The sequence below is a fragment of the Streptomyces sp. 840.1 genome (genome assembly GCF_003751445.1).
GTDB lineage: Bacteria > Actinomycetota > Actinomycetes > Streptomycetales > Streptomycetaceae > Streptomyces.
Map to the genome: position 1 here is coordinate 1,517,766 of NZ_RJUU01000001.1, position 18,165 is coordinate 1,535,930.

16 protein-coding genes are annotated in these 18,165 nt (G+C 72.6%); 7 read left to right on the forward strand and 9 right to left on the reverse strand.

Features of this window, described 5'->3' with window-relative positions; translation table 11 throughout:
- Nucleotides 1-238 precede the first annotated feature (238 nt).
- Nucleotides 239-760 carry an EF-hand domain-containing protein gene (locus EDD93_RS07020; protein ID WP_123524330.1) on the reverse strand — a complete coding sequence of 174 codons (522 nt, stop codon included), beginning with the start codon at nucleotides 758-760 and terminating at the stop codon, nucleotides 239-241.
- A 93-nt stretch (nucleotides 761-853) separates the two neighbouring features.
- Nucleotides 854-1,222 (reverse strand): STAS domain-containing protein, encoded by a 369-nt coding sequence (locus EDD93_RS07025; protein ID WP_260255893.1) that lies wholly within the window; start codon nucleotides 1,220-1,222, stop codon nucleotides 854-856.
- Between the two features lie 387 nt (nucleotides 1,223-1,609).
- Here EDD93_RS07025 and EDD93_RS07030 point away from each other — a divergent pair, with 387 nt between their 5' ends.
- Nucleotides 1,610-2,209, forward strand: coding sequence for an RNA polymerase sigma factor (locus EDD93_RS07030; RefSeq protein WP_123524332.1), 600 nt, complete (start codon nucleotides 1,610-1,612; stop codon nucleotides 2,207-2,209).
- A 113-nt stretch (nucleotides 2,210-2,322) separates the two neighbouring features.
- Complete coding sequence (locus EDD93_RS07035) at nucleotides 2,323-3,603, forward strand: zf-HC2 domain-containing protein (protein WP_260255894.1); 1,281 nt, start codon at nucleotides 2,323-2,325, stop codon at nucleotides 3,601-3,603.
- Nucleotides 3,604-3,637: 34 nt separating this feature from the next.
- On the opposite strand, the gene purU is transcribed toward EDD93_RS07035, so the two are convergent.
- Together purU and EDD93_RS07045 are read right to left on the reverse strand one after the other, a co-directional pair.
- The gene (gene purU, locus EDD93_RS07040) at nucleotides 3,638-4,543 is read right to left on the reverse strand and encodes a formyltetrahydrofolate deformylase (RefSeq protein ID WP_123524334.1); all 906 of its coding nucleotides are present in this window, start codon (nucleotides 4,541-4,543) and stop codon (nucleotides 3,638-3,640) included.
- Between the two features lie 28 nt (nucleotides 4,544-4,571).
- A complete protein-coding gene (locus EDD93_RS07045) occupies nucleotides 4,572-5,018 on the reverse strand; it encodes an SCO4402 family protein (RefSeq protein ID WP_024494606.1) in 447 nt (148 codons plus the stop codon).
- Nucleotides 5,019-5,204: 186 nt separating this feature from the next.
- Between EDD93_RS07045 and EDD93_RS07050 the strand changes: the two genes are divergently transcribed.
- Nucleotides 5,205-6,485 (forward strand): ABC transporter substrate-binding protein, encoded by a 1,281-nt coding sequence (locus tag EDD93_RS07050; RefSeq protein WP_123524335.1) that lies wholly within the window; start codon nucleotides 5,205-5,207, stop codon nucleotides 6,483-6,485.
- A 57-nt stretch (nucleotides 6,486-6,542) separates the two neighbouring features.
- On the opposite strand, the gene EDD93_RS07055 is transcribed toward EDD93_RS07050, so the two are convergent.
- Both EDD93_RS07055 and EDD93_RS07060 read right to left on the reverse strand, forming a co-directional pair.
- Nucleotides 6,543-8,045, reverse strand: coding sequence for a hypothetical protein (locus tag EDD93_RS07055; protein ID WP_185092230.1), 1,503 nt, complete (start codon nucleotides 8,043-8,045; stop codon nucleotides 6,543-6,545).
- A 187-nt stretch (nucleotides 8,046-8,232) separates the two neighbouring features.
- Nucleotides 8,233-9,615, reverse strand: a complete 1,383-nt coding sequence (locus EDD93_RS07060; RefSeq protein ID WP_123524337.1) for a transcriptional regulator — start codon at nucleotides 9,613-9,615, stop codon at nucleotides 8,233-8,235.
- 335 nt (nucleotides 9,616-9,950) lie between these two features.
- Here EDD93_RS07060 and EDD93_RS07065 point away from each other — a divergent pair, with 335 nt between their 5' ends.
- Genes EDD93_RS07065 through EDD93_RS07075 form a run of 3 tightly spaced genes read left to right on the forward strand, consistent with a single transcriptional unit; the run spans nucleotide 9,951 to nucleotide 13,123 of the window.
- Nucleotides 9,951-10,607: a bifunctional DNA primase/polymerase gene (locus tag EDD93_RS07065; RefSeq protein WP_123524338.1), complete on the forward strand. Its 657-nt coding sequence runs from the start codon at nucleotides 9,951-9,953 to the stop codon at nucleotides 10,605-10,607.
- A gap of 39 nt (nucleotides 10,608-10,646) precedes the next feature.
- Complete coding sequence (locus EDD93_RS07070; protein ID WP_185092231.1) at nucleotides 10,647-11,477, forward strand: ABC transporter ATP-binding protein; 831 nt, start codon at nucleotides 10,647-10,649, stop codon at nucleotides 11,475-11,477.
- A complete protein-coding gene (locus EDD93_RS07075; RefSeq protein WP_123524339.1) occupies nucleotides 11,474-13,123 on the forward strand; it encodes a transporter in 1,650 nt (549 codons plus the stop codon). The genes EDD93_RS07070 and EDD93_RS07075 overlap by 4 nt, the downstream gene beginning before the upstream one ends.
- A gap of 60 nt (nucleotides 13,124-13,183) precedes the next feature.
- On the opposite strand, the gene EDD93_RS07080 is transcribed toward EDD93_RS07075, so the two are convergent.
- Entirely contained in the window at nucleotides 13,184-14,068 is an 885-nt protein-coding gene (locus EDD93_RS07080; RefSeq protein WP_123524340.1) for an alpha/beta fold hydrolase, read from the reverse strand.
- A gap of 657 nt (nucleotides 14,069-14,725) precedes the next feature.
- Complete coding sequence (locus EDD93_RS07085; RefSeq protein WP_123524341.1) at nucleotides 14,726-15,418, reverse strand: metal-dependent transcriptional regulator; 693 nt, start codon at nucleotides 15,416-15,418, stop codon at nucleotides 14,726-14,728.
- 208 nt (nucleotides 15,419-15,626) lie between these two features.
- Between EDD93_RS07085 and EDD93_RS07090 the strand changes: the two genes are divergently transcribed.
- A complete protein-coding gene (locus EDD93_RS07090) occupies nucleotides 15,627-16,382 on the forward strand; it encodes an SIS domain-containing protein (RefSeq protein WP_123524342.1) in 756 nt (251 codons plus the stop codon).
- Nucleotides 16,383-16,449: 67 nt separating this feature from the next.
- Here the strand turns inward: EDD93_RS07090 and EDD93_RS07095 are convergent, their stop codons facing one another.
- Nucleotides 16,450-17,883: a PAS domain-containing protein gene (locus EDD93_RS07095; RefSeq protein ID WP_123524343.1), complete on the reverse strand. Its 1,434-nt coding sequence runs from the start codon at nucleotides 17,881-17,883 to the stop codon at nucleotides 16,450-16,452.
- Nucleotides 17,884-18,165 lie beyond the last annotated feature (282 nt).

An 18,165-nucleotide genomic window follows, 5' to 3' on the forward strand; every position in this document is an offset into this window, starting at 1 on the left:
ACGTGCAGGGGAGTCCCCGCAGGGAATGGCGTTCGACGGGGGTCGCTCGCGTACCCGGGTGAACACGCCATTTCCGAGGAGACGCCCCGGAGGGGCACCACCCCCCACCCACCGGACAGGGCGCACCCCGCACCCGGCGGAGCACCCGCACACCAAGCCCGTCCGGCGCTTGAGGACGGAACCCCGCACCCCGGAAAGGGACAAGGCCAAAGACCCCGCGCGCCCGCCCGGCCAAGGGCTATGCGTCGGGCTCGATCACCGTGAAGTACGCCGAGAACGCCGCCACCGCGTCCGCCTCCGCGATCCGCCCGTCCCGGTCCGCGTCCAGGCTCTGGGCGCCGAAGGCCGCCGCCTCCGGGCTCGCACCCAGCACCCGTAGCGCCCGCTCCACGGCGGGCACCGCGGCGCCGCCCACGTCGTCCTGGGCGGCCACGGCGAGGGCCGCTCGCAGGAAGGGGCGGGCGATCTCCGCGAACCGCTCGGGGTTGTCCCTGAGCCGTTTCACCGCGCCGCCCACGAACTCCGCACGGCTGACGCGCTGGTCCCCGTCCACGTCCGCGATGCCCGCCATGCCCTGCCAGAACGCCTCGGCCCCGCTGTAGAGCGCCTGGCCCTTGTCGCAGCGGGCCGCCGTACCGAACTCGGTGAGCAGACGGGCCGCGGCGGCATCGAAATCCGCGCGATCGATGTAGCCGTTGCCGTCCTGGTCGAAGGCGGCGAAGCGGAATGCGATCTTGCGCTCATACTCTGCGCTGTCCATGCGGGGAGCGTACGACGCCTACGGCGTTCACGTGTCACTTACCGGCGTCAGCGGTGTGACAAGCCGGTACTCAGCGACGCCCGGCAGACGGTTTCAGGCCGAGAGCGGCTGGGCCCCGTCGACGACGGCCGAGTCCGAGTCGGGGTAGACCTCGAACAGCCGACGCACGCCGAGCGCCGCGAGCACCCGGTTGACGTGGGAGCCCTCCTCCGCGCCCCTGGCGGGCAGGATCAGCCGCAGCCGGCCCCCGCAGGAACGCATCAGGCGGCGGGAGGCGATCAGGACGCCCACGCCGCTGGAGTCGCAGAAGAAGACCTCGGAGAGGTCGAGCACGACGTCATGGCGGCCGACGGCCACCGCGTCATGGACGGACTGCCGGACGGCGGGCGAGGTCACCAGGTCGAGCTCGCCCCGTATGTGCAGCACGGTCCAACCGCCCTGCTCGCTCTCGGCCACTCTCAGTGGCTTCCGGGAACGTTCCGGGGCGAGCCAGGCGGCGTGGTTCGTGGCAGCCGCAAGGTCGTTTCCAGGAGGGGATGGCTTTGTCACGCGACTGGGCCTCTCGTTCCGGGGATTCCGGGGAATTCGCGATCCGGAAGTTTGCGTTCCTCCTCGCGGCTGCCCCGGGGCACTCTCCATGAAACACCGCTTCGGCCACGAAGGCCCAGAAGGGTTTCAGGCAGAAATGATCACTTCAGGTCTGATTCCGTCGCCCGGGGCGCCGCATTCCCTACCATCCAGGGCGTTCGCGCGGGCGTACTTGCCACAAAGAGCGTGCATGATCAGGACAGCCGACTACATTCGATGTGACGAGGGGTACAGGGCGACGGGCACAGGGCTGGGGGTCTCATGGCTAATAACGCACCACCCCGCTGGGACCGCAAGATGCAGCAGCGGCTGGCACGCGGTGAGGCGGCCGCCCTCGGGGAGCTCTACGACCGGTTCGCCTCGCTCGTGCACAGCCAGGCCCACCGGATGCTCGACGACGAGAGCGCCGCGGACCTGGTGACCCGCGAGGTCTTCGGGTACGTGTGGGAGAACCCCGACGCCTACGACCCCAAGCAGGGCTCGATGCGGTCCTGGGTGGCCAGGCTCACCCACCACCAGTCCGTGCGCCGGCTGCGCAGCACCGCCGCCGACCCGGGCACCTGCGAGGACGCGGAGGACGGCGGGGCCCGCGCGGACCCGGCCGAGCTGGAGGAGCGGGTGCGCCGGGCCACCGCCGCGGCCCGTGCCGACTACATCGTCGCGTCCATGCCCGCGCCGCTGCGGGCCGCGCTGGAGCTCGCGTACATCCAGCGCCGGGACTACCGGCAGACCGCGGCCGACCTCGGAGTCACCGAGGACGAGGCCCGGCGCCGGCTGCGACTCGGACTCCAGCTCCTCTCCACCGCCCACACCCGTCCCCTCGAGGACTCCTCGCCGCCCGGATACGGGCGGCGGCTGTGACCGACGACGCGGAAGGGCCCGACGGCGCGGGCCGCGAGCGGGGCGGCCAGGACGACGAGGTGCGCGACGCCCGTCGTATACCGGGACCACGGGCAGCGGCGGACGACTTCGACATGGACCACGTGACGCCACCCGTACCCGAGCCGGAACCCGTACCACCCGAACCGGAAGCGGAACGCGAACCGGAACCGGAAGTGGAACCGGAAGCGGCAGCGAACCGGGCAGACAGCCCGCCACCACCGCCTCCGCCGTTCCCACCGGCCCTGGTGCTCCCGCACCGCGTGCTGAAGGCCCTCCTCGGCGCATGGGCGCTCTCCGCCTGCTCCACCGAGGAGACCGAGGCCGTCGAGGAGCACCTCACGGAGTGCGCGCCCTGTGCGGACGAGGCGCTGCGGCTGCGCGACGCGGTCGGGCTGCTGCACACCGACGGCAGCCTGGACCTCGATCCGCTGCTCAGGTCCCGGGTGCTGGACAACTGCCTGAGCCGCCGGCCGGCCAGGATCCCGGTGCCCGACTGGGCGGCCCCGTACGACGCGGAGACCGCCCGCCTCGACGCACTGCTGCGCGACATCGGCGCGTCCGAGTGGCACGCGCCGGTGCGGCTGAAGTGGTTCGAGGGCGAGCGCGGCGTCAGCCGCAAGACGACGGTCGCCGGAGTGATCGGCCACCTCATGACCGTCGACGGGCTGGTCAGCACCGCCCTCGGCCTCGACGACCCGCTCGCCGACAGCGTCCCGGGCGTCCCGCGCCGGGGACCGGGACCGGTGCTCGCACCCACCGCGCGCACCGAGACGTACTGGTCCTCGGCGCAGCTGCCGCCGACCCGCGCCGTGCGTGAGCCGTGGCGGGAGCAGAGCCACACCCTCATCCGCACCGTGTCCTTCGCCGGACGCGGGGTCTCGGACCTCTCGGTCTCCTACGGGGACTTCGCGCTGCCACTTCAGGACGCCCTGGTGGACCGCGCCTTCGAGTGCTGGGTGCACGGCGGCGACATCGCCAGGGCGGTGGACTACCCGTACGAGACGCCCTCCGCACCCCATCTGAACCGGATGATCGACCTGGCGGCCCGGATGCTCCCGGCGGCCCTGGCCGGGCGGCGGCGCGCGGGGCTCGCCGGTCCGGCCCGCCATCTGGTGACGGCCGGTTCACCGGGCCGCTCGCTCCATCTGGAGGTCGAGGGCCTGGGTGGCGGCAACTGGTACATCGCGCTGGACTCCCCGGCCGCGGTCGGCTCCCCGGACCACGCGGTGGCGCAGGTCGCGCTGGACGGCACCGAGTTCTGCGAGCTGCTGGCGGGCCATGTGCCGCCCGTGGAGACGGCGGCCGGTCAGCGCGGGGACCGCGAGGCCATCCACGACGTGCTGTACGCGGCGGCCTCGCTCAGCAGGCTGTGACAGCCGCGCCCGGTCCGGGCGCGGGGCCGGGACCCTACGGGAAGACCACCGTGCGGCGGCCGTTCAGCAGGATGCGGTGCTCCGCGTGCCACTTCACCGCGCGCGCCAGCGCCCGGCACTCCACATCGCGCCCGGTGGCGACCAGCTGGTCCGGCGTGACGCCGTGGCTCACCCGCTCGACCTCCTGCTCGATGATCGGCCCCTCGTCGAGGTCGGCCGTCACGTAGTGCGCGGTGGCACCGATGAGCTTCACGCCTCGGGCGTGCGCCTGGTGGTACGGCTTGGCGCCCTTGAAGCTCGGCAGGAAGGAGTGGTGGATGTTGATGATCCGGCCGCTCAGCTGCTTGCAGAGGTCGTCCGAGAGGACCTGCATGTAGCGGGCCAGGACGACCAGTTCCACATCCTCCTCGCGGACCAGCTCCAGCAGCCGCGCCTCGGCCTCCGCCTTGTTGTCCCTGGTCACCGGGATGTGCCGGAAGGGGACGTCGTAGGAGGCGACGAGCTCGGCGAAGTCCGTGTGGTTGGAGACGACCGCGGCGATCTCGACCGGCAGCGCCCCCGTCCTGGAGCGGAACAGCAGGTCGTTCAGGCAGTGGCCGAACTTGCTGACCATGAGCACGACCCGCATCCGGTCCGAGGACCGGTGGATCTGCCACTCCATCCGGAAGGAGTCGCCGATCGCGGCGAAGCTCGCCCGCAGCTTCTCCGGGGTCACCGCCGGGCCGTCCGCCGAGAAGTGGACGCGCATGAAGAACAGACCCGTGTCGTGGTCCCCGAACTGCTGGCTGTCCTCGATGTTGCAGCCGGTCATGAAGAGATAGCTCGACACGGCGTGCACGATGCCCTGTTTGTCCGGGCAGGAGAGCGTGAGTACGTACTGCTCGGACGCGGCGTCCGGGACAGCTGAGGAGACGGTTTCGGCGGGCTGCGGCGCGGTCATCCCCGTAGGGTGCCACACCGCCCGGATCTCAGGCCGTTCTGGTCATGATGCGGAGCACGTCCAGCGAGCGCGGCGGTACGTCCGGGTCCTCGCCGTCGTTCGAGGCGAGCAGCACATGGGCCTCGCGGGCGGCCCTGACGGCCTCCGGCCAGCCGTGGTGCTCCAGGTAGGCGGAGACGGGGGCGTCCGCGCCGACCTGGTGCATGATGCGCAGCACCCGCAGCACGGCGACGTCCACGAGGGCGGCCTCGCCGGAGTCCCGGAAGACCGTGCCGACGTACTTCTCGGCGGACCAGTTGTCGAGCCAGGTGTCCTCGACCAGGCGGTACACGGCGTCGGTGACGTCGCCGTACCCCTCCCGGCCGGCCAGCCAGCACTCGTGGTGGAAGACGGGGTCGGAGAGCATGTGCAGCGCCGAGCGCACGTTGCTGCGCCAGCGCCACCACGGAATGTCGTTGAGCGGCATGCCGCCCATGGTGGAGGAGCGACGGCCGCGACGGGAAGTGTTCTCGGAACCTTGCTGCACAGCTGTCGATCGTACGTTCCCTTTACGACACTCCGTGCGGCACCCTGTGCGGCCCCCTGTAATTCACCCGGATGTCACCGAGCGTTGAACGGAGCACACTGCGGCGTTACCCGGAGCCGGGAAAGGTCTGGGCCCATGACCGGACGGCAGCGCCCCATCCTTCCCCGCCCTTCCAGGCCGTTCATCGGCGCAGTGGCGGCAGGGGCCCTGCTGCTGACCGGCTGCGGTGTGCTCCCTGGGGCCTCGGGGGACTCCAGGGAGCCCGTCACCGTCGTCACCTGGGCGCCCAGCGGCGCATCCGGTCCGGACAGCGCCAGCATGGCGGGCATGACGGCCATGGCGCAGACCTACGCGCGCTGGGTCAACACCGGCGGCGGGATCGACGGGCACAAGCTGCGCGTCGTCACCTGCGACGAACAGGACACCTCGGTCGGCGCGGGCAGGTGCGCCCGCCGGGCCGTCGAGGAGAAGGCGGTCGCGGTCGTCGGCTCGTACAGCCGGTACGGGCGGGCGTTCATGGCGCCGCTCGAAGTGGCCGGGATTCCCTACATAGGCGGCTACGGCGCCTCCGAGGAGGAGTTCCGCAGCTACATGTCCTACCCGGTGACCGGCGGCCAGTCAGCGCTGCTGGCGGGCAACGCCAAGCAGCTGGCCCGGGGTTGCGAGCGGGTATCCCTGGTGCGGCCGGACACGCTGGGCGGCGACGGGCAGTCGTGGCTCCTGCGGACCGGCCTCACCGAGGCCCGCCGGCCCGCGCCCCTCGACATCCGGGCGGCGGAGACGGCCACTTCGTACGACGACGCGGCCGGCCGGGCGCTGGACGGGGCGGGCGCGGCCGGCGGGTGCGTGACGGCCGTGCTGGGCGACCGCACGGAGACCTTCTTCGACTCCTTCCGGCGGCTGGCGCCGACGGCCGCGAAGGTCAGCATCTCCTCGGTGCTCGGCAGCGTGGGCCAGCCGCTCATCGACCGCACCGGCGGCCGCGACAGTCCGTTCGAGGGCGCGTACGTCACCGGCTGGTACCCGGACATGGGCGACGCCCGCTGGAACGGGATGCGCCAGGTGATCCGCGAGCACGCCTTCGGCGACAACCGCATCGACCCGGACGACACGGGCGTGCAGACCACCTGGATCGCCTACACCGCCCTGAAGTCCATCGTCGAGTCCCTGAACGAGCCGGCGATCACCGCGGGCAGGGTCACCAAGGCCCTGAACAAGGGCATCCGGGTCGACACCGGCGGCCTCACCCCCGAACTGCGCTGGCGCTACGAGGACATGATCGGCTCGGACGCGTACCCACGCATCGTGAACAGCAAGGTGACGTTCCAGGTCGTGCGGGACGGCAAGCTGGTCGCCGACAAGAAGGGCTTCGTGGACGTGACGAAGACCCTGTCGGACGCGAGCGCCACCGACTGAGCCCGTCCCGCGCCCCGGGGCGGGCGGGCCCGTCCGCCCGGCCCCGCCCCCGCCACGTCAGAGCGCGGTGGCCTCGCGCTCGGTCAGGCCGTACTTCTTCGCGATGGTGTTCCACAGCTTGGACGCCTCGCGCTTGGCCTTGCTCGCCTCGCCGCTCTGCACGTTGGCCGCCTGCGTCTGCGAGGTCGTCCGGGCCTTGCCGTGCTTGCAGACCTTCTTGCTCTTGGCCTGCGCGGCCCAGGCCGCGTAGTGGTCGTCGGCGGAGGCGGACGCCTGCCAGGCCTTGGTGAGCGAGGCGGTCAGGTCGCCGTTGGCCGGCAGCTTGTCGACCGACAGTCCCTTGAGCCGGGTGACCAGGTCGCGGCGCTGCTGGGCGGCGCCCTTCAGGTCCGACACGGCCTTGTCGAGGTTGGTGCAGGTCTTGGTCTTCTCCACCGCGCCGATGACCGCGGCCCGGCTGTTGTTGCTGTCGGCGAGCAGCTTGTCCAGCGCCTCGGCCTGCGGCTTCGCCGGGTCGACCGCGGCCTTGGTGGAGGGCTGGGCGGCGGGTGAACTCGCCGAGGCCACCGGCTGCTTGCTGTCCTTGCCGTCGTCGTCGCCACCGCTCAGCAGCGCACCGGCGCCGAGCCCGATCACGGCGCAACCGACGACGACCGCGGCGATCAGCGGGACGTGCGCGGGCCGCTTGCGCCGCTCCTCGCGCCCGTCGCCCGGCAGCCCGCCCTCGGGTCCGCTGTACGGGGGCGGCTGCTGGTAGGACTGCTGGGGCTGCGGGGGGCCCTGGTACTGCGGGGCCTGCTGCTGCGCGGGGTCGAACCGGGGCATCTGCTGCGTGGCGCCCGCGGGCCCGTCGCTGCGGAAGAGGTTGTCGAACTCGGCGGGCGGCGGGCGCTCACCGGGCGTACCGGGCCTGATTCCGTACGGGGCACCGCCGGGCACCGGGGGTATGTACTGGGTCGCGTCGGAGTCCTGGCCGCCCTGCTGCGGCTGCGGTTGCTGGTACCCCTGCCGGCCCAGGTACTGGGTCGACTCCGCGGGGCTCTCCGGCGGCAGCCCGCCGGGCGCGGGGCCCGGGGGCACCGGCGCGATGTACTGCGTGGCGTCCGAGTCCCCGCCCATGCCCATGCCGGGCACCGCCTCGGGCGGCAGCGGCTGGGCGTACGGGGACTGCGGCCGGGCGGGCGGCAGCGGCTGCTGCCCGCCGTAGGCCGGTCCCGGCTGCTGTCCCTGCCCGTACTGCCCCTGGTCGTACTGGCCCTGCTGCTGCCCCTGGCCGTACGCCGGCGGCTGCTGCTGCCCCTGGCCGTACTGCCCGTGCTGCTGCCCGTACGCGGGCGCCTGGCTCTCCTGCTGTCCGTACCGGCCCTGCGACGCGGCGTCCTGGTGCGGAGCCTGCGGCCCCCAGGGCTGGCCCCACGGCCGGCCTTCCGACGGGGCCGACTGGTCTGCGGGCGTACCCGGCGTCCAGGGCTCGCCGCCACCCGCGGGCAGCACGACACCCTCGTGCGCGGGTCGTACAGCAGGGAGCTGCTGCTCGTCGCCCTGTCCGCTCTGTGTCACCGGGACTCCTACGTGTGTACCTATGGAATCGTCGGCTCACGCTATCGGGTGGCAGCCGCCCTTCGCCAAGCGCGTGAGGTCACTCACCACCCCTTCACACCGGCTGTAACACTCAGTGGCCTTAAGACGCAGTTAAGGGGCGGGCCGGGCCGGACCACCCCGCAGGGCCCCGGCCGCACCCTCTGGATCACGCCGCCTGGAGCTCCAGACGGGCCCCGAACTCCCGTACCGCGGGCTCGTCCCCGTACGGCACCAGCCGCTGCTGGAGGTCCTCCAGGTACTCCGCGCCCCGGCTGGAGCGCACCGAGCCCAGCAGCTCCATCGCGCGCGTCCCGGTGTGGCAGGCCTGCTCGACCTCGCGCATCTGCACCTGTGCCGTGGCCAGCAGCGCCAGGCCGATGCCGCGGCGGCGGGCCCTCGACTCCGGGTGGCCGTCCAGGGACTCCTTCGCCCGGCGCGCGGCGGCCTCCGACTGGCCGAGATCCCGGTGGCAGTGCGCCAGTTCGTCGGCCAGGTAGGCGTGGTCGAAGTGGGCGATCCAGTCCGGGTCGTCACCGCTGTCCGGGTCGGCGCGCTCCAGGGCCGCCTGCGCGAGCCCCGCGACCGACTGACAGGTCCCGGCGTCCCCGAGGAGGGCGTGGCCGCGTGCCTCGGCGGCGTAGAACATCGCCTCCGCCCTCGGTGTGACCCGGCCGCGCGCGCCCTCCTGCGCCGCCCTGGCCAGTTGGGCGATCTCGCGCGGATTGCCGAGCTGGGCCGCGAGATGGCTCATCGAGGCGGCCAGCACATAGCCGCCGTAGGCGCGGTCGCCGGCCGCCTGGGCCAGGCGCAGCGCCTGGATGTAGTAGCGCTGGGCGAGGCCCGGCTGGCCGGTGTCGATGGCCATGTATCCGGCGAGTTCGGTGAGCCGCGCGACCGCCGCGAACAGCTGCCGCCCGGTCGATTCGCGGTACGCGCCCGAAAGCAGCCCGGAGACAACGCTGTTGAGGTAGTGCACCAGGACCGGCCGCACATGTCCGCTGCCGAACCGGTGGTCGAGGTCGACCAGCGCGGCCGTCATCGCCCGCACCGCCTCCACGTCCGGCATCCCGACCCGGGCCCCGGCCGCCCGTGCGACCTGTGGGTCGGCGCCGCTGATCAGCCAGTCCCGGCTGGGTTCGACCAGCGCCGAGGAGGCCACCGCCGAGCCGGTGAGGAAGTCGCGGCGGCCGACGTCGCTGCGCCACAGCTCGCAGACCTGCTCGATCGCCCCGATGACCGTGGGGGCGAACTGCAGCCCCACACCGGAGGCGAGGTTCTTGCCGTTGGCCATCCCGATCTCGTCGATCGTGACGGTACGGCCCAACTTGCGGCCGAGAGCCTCGGCGATGATCCCCGGCGCCCTGCCGCGTGGCTGCTGTCCGCGCAGCCAGCGGGCCACCGAGGTCTTGTCGTACCGGAGGTCGAGGCCGCGTTCGGCACCGACCATGTTGACGCGGCGGGCCAGGCCCGCGTTGGAACATCCGGCTTCCTGAATGAGCGCCTGCAGCCGTTCGTTCGGCTGACGTGCGACGAGAGGCCTGGCTGCCATGTTTATCCCCCTGAGGCCGCAGTGATCGTTGCGGGATCACTGCCCGACATATGCCTGAGAAATGCGGCGATTCATCGTGTTGGTCACTTTCACGACGTCTTGCATCTTTCGTCACAGCAAGCGCTCTAAGATGCGAGACGAACTGTGCCGGAATTCCCGTATCTGGTTACCCGTCCTTCGTCGTGACGCCTACCGCGCGCCCCCGCACATGCATCGATGCGCCCCGTGTGCGGGAGCCGGCGCCCGTCCCAGGCGGCCCCCAACAGCGCAGGCCACGCCCGTAACCCAAGGTGATGACGGGAGTTGTGCTGTGCGTGGAAGATCCCATCGGAGTCATGGAAGCCGCACAGGTCCCCCAGCAGCGTGCCGAGCCGCTGCTCGACGCCGCCGTGCGGTACGCGGAGGAGCGGCACTGGGACGTGTGCCCCGGCACCTGGCTGGAGCCGGCCGAGGGGGCGGAACGGTGCTCGTGCGGCGAGAGCCGGTGCGCGGTTCCCGGCGCGCATCCCACCCGGGCCGACTGGGCGGGACTGGCCACCGGCAGCGGTGCGGCGGCCCGCCGGATGTGGGAGCGGCAGCCTCGGGCGTCCATCCTGTTGCCGACCGGCCGCGCCTTCGACGCGATCGACGTACCGGAGTCGGCGGGGTTCCTCGCACTCGCCCGGATGGAGCGCCTGAGCCTGCCGCTCGGCCCGGTCACCCGTGGCCCCGACCGGCGGATGCAGTTCTTCGTCCTGCCGGGCGCCGCCGCCAAGGCCGACGCACTGGTGCGGCGGCTGGGCTGGAGCGCCGCCGCGATCGAACTGCGCGGCTGCGGCGAGGGCCAGTACGTGACGGCCCCGCCGACCCGGGTCGGCGGCAGCGGCGTGGTGCAGTGGGTGCGCCGCCCCACCACCGCCAACCGCTGGCTGCCCGAGGTGGAGGAGCTGATCAGCCCGCTCGCGTACGCCTGCGGCCGGGAAGCTGCTGACGCACGGACCCGCCTTTCGTAGGGTGGCCCCCACATACGGGGACTTCGAAGGGCGTGCACGATGCCGGACCGGCACGAGAGCGACAGGACAGAGCAGGCGGCCGAAGCGGACACCTCGCGGGTGACACCACCCGCCGTGCGCGTGGAGGGACTCTGGAAACGGTTCGGCGAGCAGACGGCGGTGGCCGGAATCGATCTGGAGCTGCCCGCAGGGAAGTTCATCGGTCTGGTCGGGCCCAACGGCGCGGGCAAGACCACCACCCTGTCGATGGTCACCGGGCTGCTCCGGCCCGACATGGGCCGGATCGAGGTCGGCGGGCGGGACGTCTGGCGCGATCCGGTCGAGGTGAAGTCCCGGATCGGGGTGCTGCCCGAGGGCCTGCGGCTCTTCGAGCGCCTCTCGGGACGCGAACTGCTCGGCTACACCGGCCGGCTGCGCGGACTGCCGGGGCCCGAGACGGACAGCCGCGCCACCCAGCTGCTGGACGTACTGGACCTGGCGGGCGCCCAGCACAAGCTGGTCGTCGACTACTCGACCGGCATGCGGAAGAAGATCGGGCTCGCGGCGGCGCTGCTGCACAACCCCGAAGTGCTCTTCCTGGACGAGCCGTTCGAGGGCGTCGACCCGGTGTCGGCGCAGACCATCCGCGGCGTCCTCGAGCGCTACACCCGCTCCGGGGCGACCGTCATCTTCTCCAGCCACGTGATGGAGCTCGTCGAGTCGCTCTGCGACTGGGTGGCCGTCATGGCGGCCGGCACCATCCGGTCCCAGGGCACCCTGGCGCAGGTGCGCGGCGACGCGCCCTCGCTCCAGGACGCGTTCCTGGAGCTCGTCGGCGCGGGCGGCCGCGACGGCGGCGCCACCCTGGACTGGCTGGGCGGCGCCCGATGAGCGTGCTCGACACCCCGGCGGGGTCGGGGCCCCGGACGGGCGGCACGGAGGGCACGGCCCTGATCCCCGTCTTCGTACGGCTCAAGCTGACGCTGCTGCGCAACGGGCTGCGGCAGTCCTCCGGGCGGCGGGCCGCGTACATCACGTCCGTCGTCGTCACCCTGCTGATCGCCGCCGGCCAGCTCATCGCGCTGATCGCGCTGCGCGGCAACGCCCACGCGGAATCGCTCGTGGTGCTGCTGGCCGCGGTCCTGGCGCTCGGCTGGGCCGTGATGCCGCTGTTCTTCTCCGCCGGGGACGAGACCCTCGACCCGAGCCGCCTCGTGATGCTGCCGCTGCGGCCGAGGCCGCTGATCGCCGCACTGCTGACGGCCTCGCTGGTCGGCATCGGGCCCCTGTTCACGCTCTGCCTGGCGGCCGGTTCGGTGATCGCGCTGGCCCACGGGGCGGGCGCGGTGGTGTTCGCGGTCCTGGCCGCCCCGCTCACCCTGCTGGTCTGCGTGGCGCTGGCACGGGCCGTCGCCACGGCCAACAGCCGGCTGCTGACCTCCCGCAAGGGCCGCGACCTGGCGGTGCTCAGCGGACTGGTGATCGCCGTGGGCATCCAGGCCGTCAACTTCGGGGCGCAGCGGCTCGGCCGGGCCGGCGGGCTCTCCGCGCTGGACCCGGCGGCGGAGGTGGTGCGCTGGGTGCCGCCCGCCTCGGCCATCGGCTCGGTGCACTCAGCCTCCCAGGGCTCCTACGGCCGGGCCGCCGTCCAGCTGCTGCTCTCCGCGGCGGCGCTGGCCCTGCTGGTGTGGTGGTGGCAGCGCAGCCTGGTGAAGCTGATGACGGCGCCGGACGGCTCGACGCTCGCCGCCGCCGAGCCGGCCCGGACGAAGTCCGGCTCGCGCGGCTCCGGCGTCTGGGCGCTGCTCCCCGAGGGGCGCACCGGCACGGTGATGCAGCGCAGCCTGCGCTACGTCGCCCGGGACCCGAAGACGAAGGCCGCGTGGGTGACGGCACTGGCCATCGGGCTGATCGTGCCGCTGCTCAACGCCCTCCAGGGCACCGGCTCCGTCTACTTCGCCTGCTTCGCCGCGGGGATGCTCGGCATCCAGATGTACAACCAGTTCGGGCAGGACACCTCCGCCTTCTGGATGGTGGCCCTGACGATTTCCTCGACCCGGGACGCGTACCTGGAGCTGCGGGCGCGCTCGCTGGCGCTGCTGTTGATCACCCTTCCCTACACGGTCCTGGTGACGGTGCTGACGTGCGCGCTGCTCGGGGACTGGGAGCAGCTGCCGGGGGTCATGGGGCTGTCGTTCGCGCTGCTGGGCGCGATGCTGGCGACGGGCGCGGTGGCCTCGGCGAACCTGCCGTACTCGATCCCGCAGGACGGCGCGTTCAAGAACGTGGCGCCGGGGCAGGCCGGGCTCGCCTGGATGTCGATCTTCGGCGGCATGGTCTCGGCCGCGCTGCTGTGCTCGCCGGTGATCGCCGCGACGATCTGGCTGCGCGTCGCCGGTGCGCAGGAGTGGCTGTGGGTGCTGCTGCCGGCGGGTGGTGTGTACGGGGCGCTGATCGCCTGGGCCGGACTGCGGGTGGCGGCGCCCCGTACGGCAAACCGGCTGCCGGAGATCCTGGCGGCGGTCAGCAAGGGGTGAGCCTCGGCCCGCGAAGGGTGAGCCTCGGTCCGCAGGGGGCGGCGGGCTCCCCTTCGCGGGTTACGGGGACACCGGCTGCCGGTCGTCCTCGGCCAGCTGTTCCAGGAAGGGTTCGACCGCGGCCCGCCAGCCGTCGGGCTGGTCGTAGTGGACGAGGTGGCCGGCGTCGGCGACCTCCGCGTACTGCCCGCGCGGCAGCACCCGGACCATCTCCTGGGCCTCGGCCCGGCCCAGCTCGCCGTCCAGCCCCCGGAGCACCAGGGTCGGGCAGTCGACCTGGGCCAGCTCCTCCCAGTGCGCCTCGAAGACCCAGGTGGCGCGGGACTGGAGCATCTGGCGGCGGGAGAAGACGGGCCGCCAGCCGTCGGCGCGCTCGGCCATCACCTCGGCGAAGAACTCCCCGCGCGAGGGGTTGGGCCGCTCCACCCAGGGGTCGTCCTCCCCGAACCACTTCCGCACGTCGGACAGGGTCGCGAACGGCACCGGCCAGGACTTGAACCAGTCCTCCCACTCCCGCTGCGAGGCCGCGCCGAGTGCGGAGGCCCGCATGTCGCAGATGACCAGTGCCCGGACCAGGTCGGGGCGCTTGGCGGCGAGCTGCCAGGCGGTGAGCGCTCCCATGGAGTGCCCGACGAGGGTCACGGGGGCGAGGCCGAGCTGTTCGATCGCGGCCTCGGCGTCGGCGACGTAGGCGTCGCGCGTGTACGGGCCCTCTGCGGGCTTCTCGCTGCGGCCGTGGCCCCGCTGGTCGAGGCCGACCGCGCGGTGCCGCTCAGCGAGCCAGCGGGTCGTGGAGGCCCAGTGCGAGGCGCGGCCCATCAGGCCGTGGAGCAGTAAGACGCCGGGGGCGCGGTCGGTCTCCGCGCGCTCCTTGGGCGGATCGGCGAACTCCCAGGCCGCGAGGCGTACGCCGTCGGTTCCGGTCACATCGATGCGCCGCACCATAGTTCTGGCACCCCCTTCTGGTCCCTCGATCACCGTGTGGTCGCGTCCCAGCAGACTATCGAACTCTTATTCGAAAACCGGGTTCCGGCACGCAACACCGCTCGTACGAGTGACCGCTACCAAGGATTGACGTCGGCCGCTGAGGGGAGATCTTCTCCGGGAGGCGGGCCACTCGGGGATGAGGGCCCGCAGGGACCGACCTGAAGAGCTCGGGGCTCCAGGTCGGAAGCAGGGGAGGACAGGCCCCGGCGCCGTGAGGCGCCGGGGCCATCCGCTGTTCACGGGGCCCCCGGCGGGGGCCGGAAGCGGGCGTGTGCGCACGTCTCGTCCGGTGCGCAGGCCGGACACGCACATACGACGGGTGCATACCCTGCTCCCCTCCCCGACCGCGCGGCCAGGCGGCCGACACTCTCAGGTATCCCTCAGCCACAGCCTGGCACGCGATCCGTCCGAGCGCTGCAGTTCCGTACGGAAAAAAACCGGTCGCCGGACCGGAACGGCCGGAGCCGGACGCCGGGACCCGAACGTCCGGAGCCGAAGGACCGAGGCCGCACGGCGGGAGTGGAACGACCGCCGTGCGGACACCCGGCGCCGGACGGCGCGTGGGTGCCCGGCGGCGAAGCTGCGTCCGGCGGGCGTGCGGCGCCCGGTGGTGAATCAGCGCTTGGCGACGAAGACGTGCGACGCCACCTCGGAGTCCAGCTCCGCGGCCTCCCCGCTGCTGCCGACCAGTACGCCACCGGGCGACTCCGTCACGCTGACCACGGAACCGGGCTGCACGCCCGCCCGTCGCAGCGTGTACATCAGCTGGGCGTCCGTCTGGATCGGCTCACCGATCCGGCGGACCACCACGGTCTTGCCCTCGGCGCCCGGGTCGAGGTCCGAGAGGCTCACCATGCCCTCGTCGAGGAACGGATCGGCCTCGGCCTTCTCGCCCAGCTCCTCCAGGCCCGGGATCGGGTTCCCGTACGGGGACTCCGTCGGGTGGCGCAGCAGCTCCAGCACCCGCCGCTCCACGGCCTCACTCATCACGTGTTCCCAGCGGCAGGCCTCGGCGTGGACCTGCTCCCACTCCAGGCCGATCACGTCGACCAGCAGGCACTCCGCGAGCCGGTGCTTGCGCATCACCCGGGTCGCCAGCCGGCGCCCTTCCTCCGTCAGCTCCAGATGGCGGTCGCCCGCGACCTGAACCAGGCCGTCGCGCTCCATGCGGGCCACGGTCTGGCTGACCGTCGGACCGCTCTGGTCCAGCCGTTCCGCAATCCGGGCGCGCATGGGGACCACGCCTTCCTCTTCAAGTTCGAGGATGGTGCGGAGATACATCTCCGTTGTGTCGATCAGTCCGGACATTCGTGCCCCTCGATGCAATCGTGCGCTGGCCCTCACCCAATTCTGACGCATAGCACCGACAACCGTGCCTCGTCGGTCCGATGCGGCGCATCGGAGTGACCGCGCGGGCCCCCGCGCGGTATTGACATGTCACTGGTCCAGACCGCAACGTGATCGGCGGTACGGACGCCCCTGGTCACCCCCACCCCGCCGGAAAGGCCCTCCTCAGATGAGCGAAAGCAAGCTGGCCGGTCAGTTCTTCGACGCAGCGATCGGCCTGCTGGAGCGGGTGCGCGACGAGGAGTCCGAGAACATCGCGGCAGCCGGTGCGGCCATCGCGGACACCGTGGAGGCCGGTGGCAGGCTCTTCGCCTTCGGCGCCGGGCACTCCTCGCTCGCCGCCCAGGACGTCGTCTACCGCGCCGGCGGGCTCGCCCTGATGAACGTCCTGGCCGTCCCCGGCACGCTCGGGGTGGACGTCATGCCGGCGACCCTGGGCTCAGCCCTGGAGCGGGTCGACGGCCTCGCGGGAGCGGTCCTCGACTCCAGCCCCGCGAAGCCGGGCGACGTCCTGGTGATCATCTCGCTGTCCGGGCGCAACGCGCTGCCCGTGGAGATGGCGATGAACGCGCGTGCGCTGGGCCTGAAGGTCATCGGCGTCACCTCGGTCGCGTACGCGGACGGCACCCGGTCCCGGCACAGTTCGGGCGGCTTCCTGCGCGACCACTGCGACATCGTGCTGGACAGCAAGATCGCGATCGGGGACGCGGAGCTGAACGTGGACGGCATCGAGGCGCCGTTCGCACCCGCGTCCACGGTGGTCACCAGCGCGGTGATGCAGGCGATGATGGCGGCCGCTGCGGAGCGGCTGCTGGAGCGGGGCGTGGAGCCGCCGCTGCTGCGGTCGGGGAACGTCGACGGCGGCCATGAGTGGAACGGGCGCGTGATGTCGCAGTACGCGGACCGGATCTTCTACCGGCACTGAACCGACCGCTCGGCGGCGGGCGAGCGGGCCTGCGGAGCGAACGCCCGCCCCGGCGGCGGTTCCGTCCTCAGACGCCGGACGGGTTGGGATTGCCGGGGCCGGCGGCCCTCAGCGCCTCGTACAGGTCCACCGACGCCGCGACGCGGTCCGCCACGCTTTCCGCGTACACCGCGTCCGGGCGCTCGAAGGCCGCGCGGTGGGCCGAGCGCAGGAACGTCACGACGCCCAGCGTCCGGCCCCGGCTCCGCAGCACCGCGCACAGGGCGTGCACCGAGTCGGCGGGCCACTGCCGGCCGGCCGCCCACTCACCGGCCGCCCCGGCCCCCGCCGTGGCCCGTACCGAGCCCGTGCGGTCCACCGCCTGAAGGGCCGGGTGGCCCTGTACGTACCGCAGCGGGATACCGCCACCGGCCACCGGCAGGCACGGGCCCGGCGCGTCGGACGGCGTCGCCGCGGCGCGGACCAGCCGCTCCCCCGCGACCAGGTCGATCAGCGCGTGGTCGGCGAAGCCCGCGAGCGCGTAGTCGAGCGACGTGGTCGCCGCCTCCATCGGGTCGTCGCACTCGGCCGCCGAGCGCGAGGCCCGGTGCAGCTGGTTCGACCGGAAGCGCACCCGGTCCGCGTCCTGAGCGGCCAGTTTCGCCTCGGTTATGTCCTGGAACAGCCAGCCGACGCCCAGCGGCACCGGCTCCTCCGCGAGCGGCGAGGCCAGCCGCATGAAGCCGCTGCGCCAGCAGCGCCGCCGGTTGCCCTCGGCCGTCCGCAGCGTCACCCACAGCTCGACGGGGGCGGGCGGGTCCCCGGCGGCCAGCACGTGCTGGAGCGCGCCCTCCAGGTCCTCGACGCCCTGCACGATCAGCTCACCCAGCGGACGCCCCAGCAGCGCCGTGCGGCCGCCGCCCAGCGCGCGGGCGGCGTGGGCGTTGACGACGGTCGGCCGCAGGTCCACGTCGACCAGGACCACACCCCACGACGCGTCCTCGAACAGTGCCTCGCTGAGCGCGATGGCCCGCTCCAGATCGATCTGCGCGTGGACCTCGCCGAACGCGCAGTACACCCCGGCCGGCTTCCCGTCGGCGCCCCGCACCCCGGCCGACTGGGTCCGCACCAGCACCCGGCCGCCGTCCTTGCGCAACAGCGCGAACTCGTGGACCTGGCGCCCGGGACCGTCCATGACGGCCATCAGGCGCCCCTGGATCTCGCCCGCGTCCGCCCGCCGCACGGCCCAGCCGGCGAACCCCGGCCGCCCGACGGCCTCCTTCGCCGACCAACCGAGAATCCGCTCCGCCTCGCGGTTCCAGTGGGTGACGGTGCCGTCCGCGTCGAAGGCGCAGAGCGCGGCGTCCATTCCGTCGAGCAGGGCCGCCAGCAGCTCGGACCCGGGAATCGGCGCTGGTCCGTCCGCCGCCTCCGCCGTTTCCGCCGCAGGTGCGGGCCGTCCCTCCGGGCCTTCCTCGGGCCCGAGAGCGTCGGTGGTTCCGCTGCTCCTGGAAGCACTCATCCCCGTACCCCCTGCAGGACGTGTCCGGCATTACTGCACGTCAGACCATTGAACTCGAACGTGACCCAGCACACAGCGACTTCACCGAAATCAACCCCACCGATAATTCGGTTGTGCGGCCCCGGGGGTGGTTCCTAACCTGTGGGTACACATGAAGGGAGGTGCTCCGGAAGTGATTTCTTTTCGGACTCGTGAGGTGACTGCGGGCTGACGCCCGTCGTCGCACTCTTTGCAGTGCAAGGCCGGTCGCCGGCCAATCCCAAGCAGTCACCGACCCGCAGG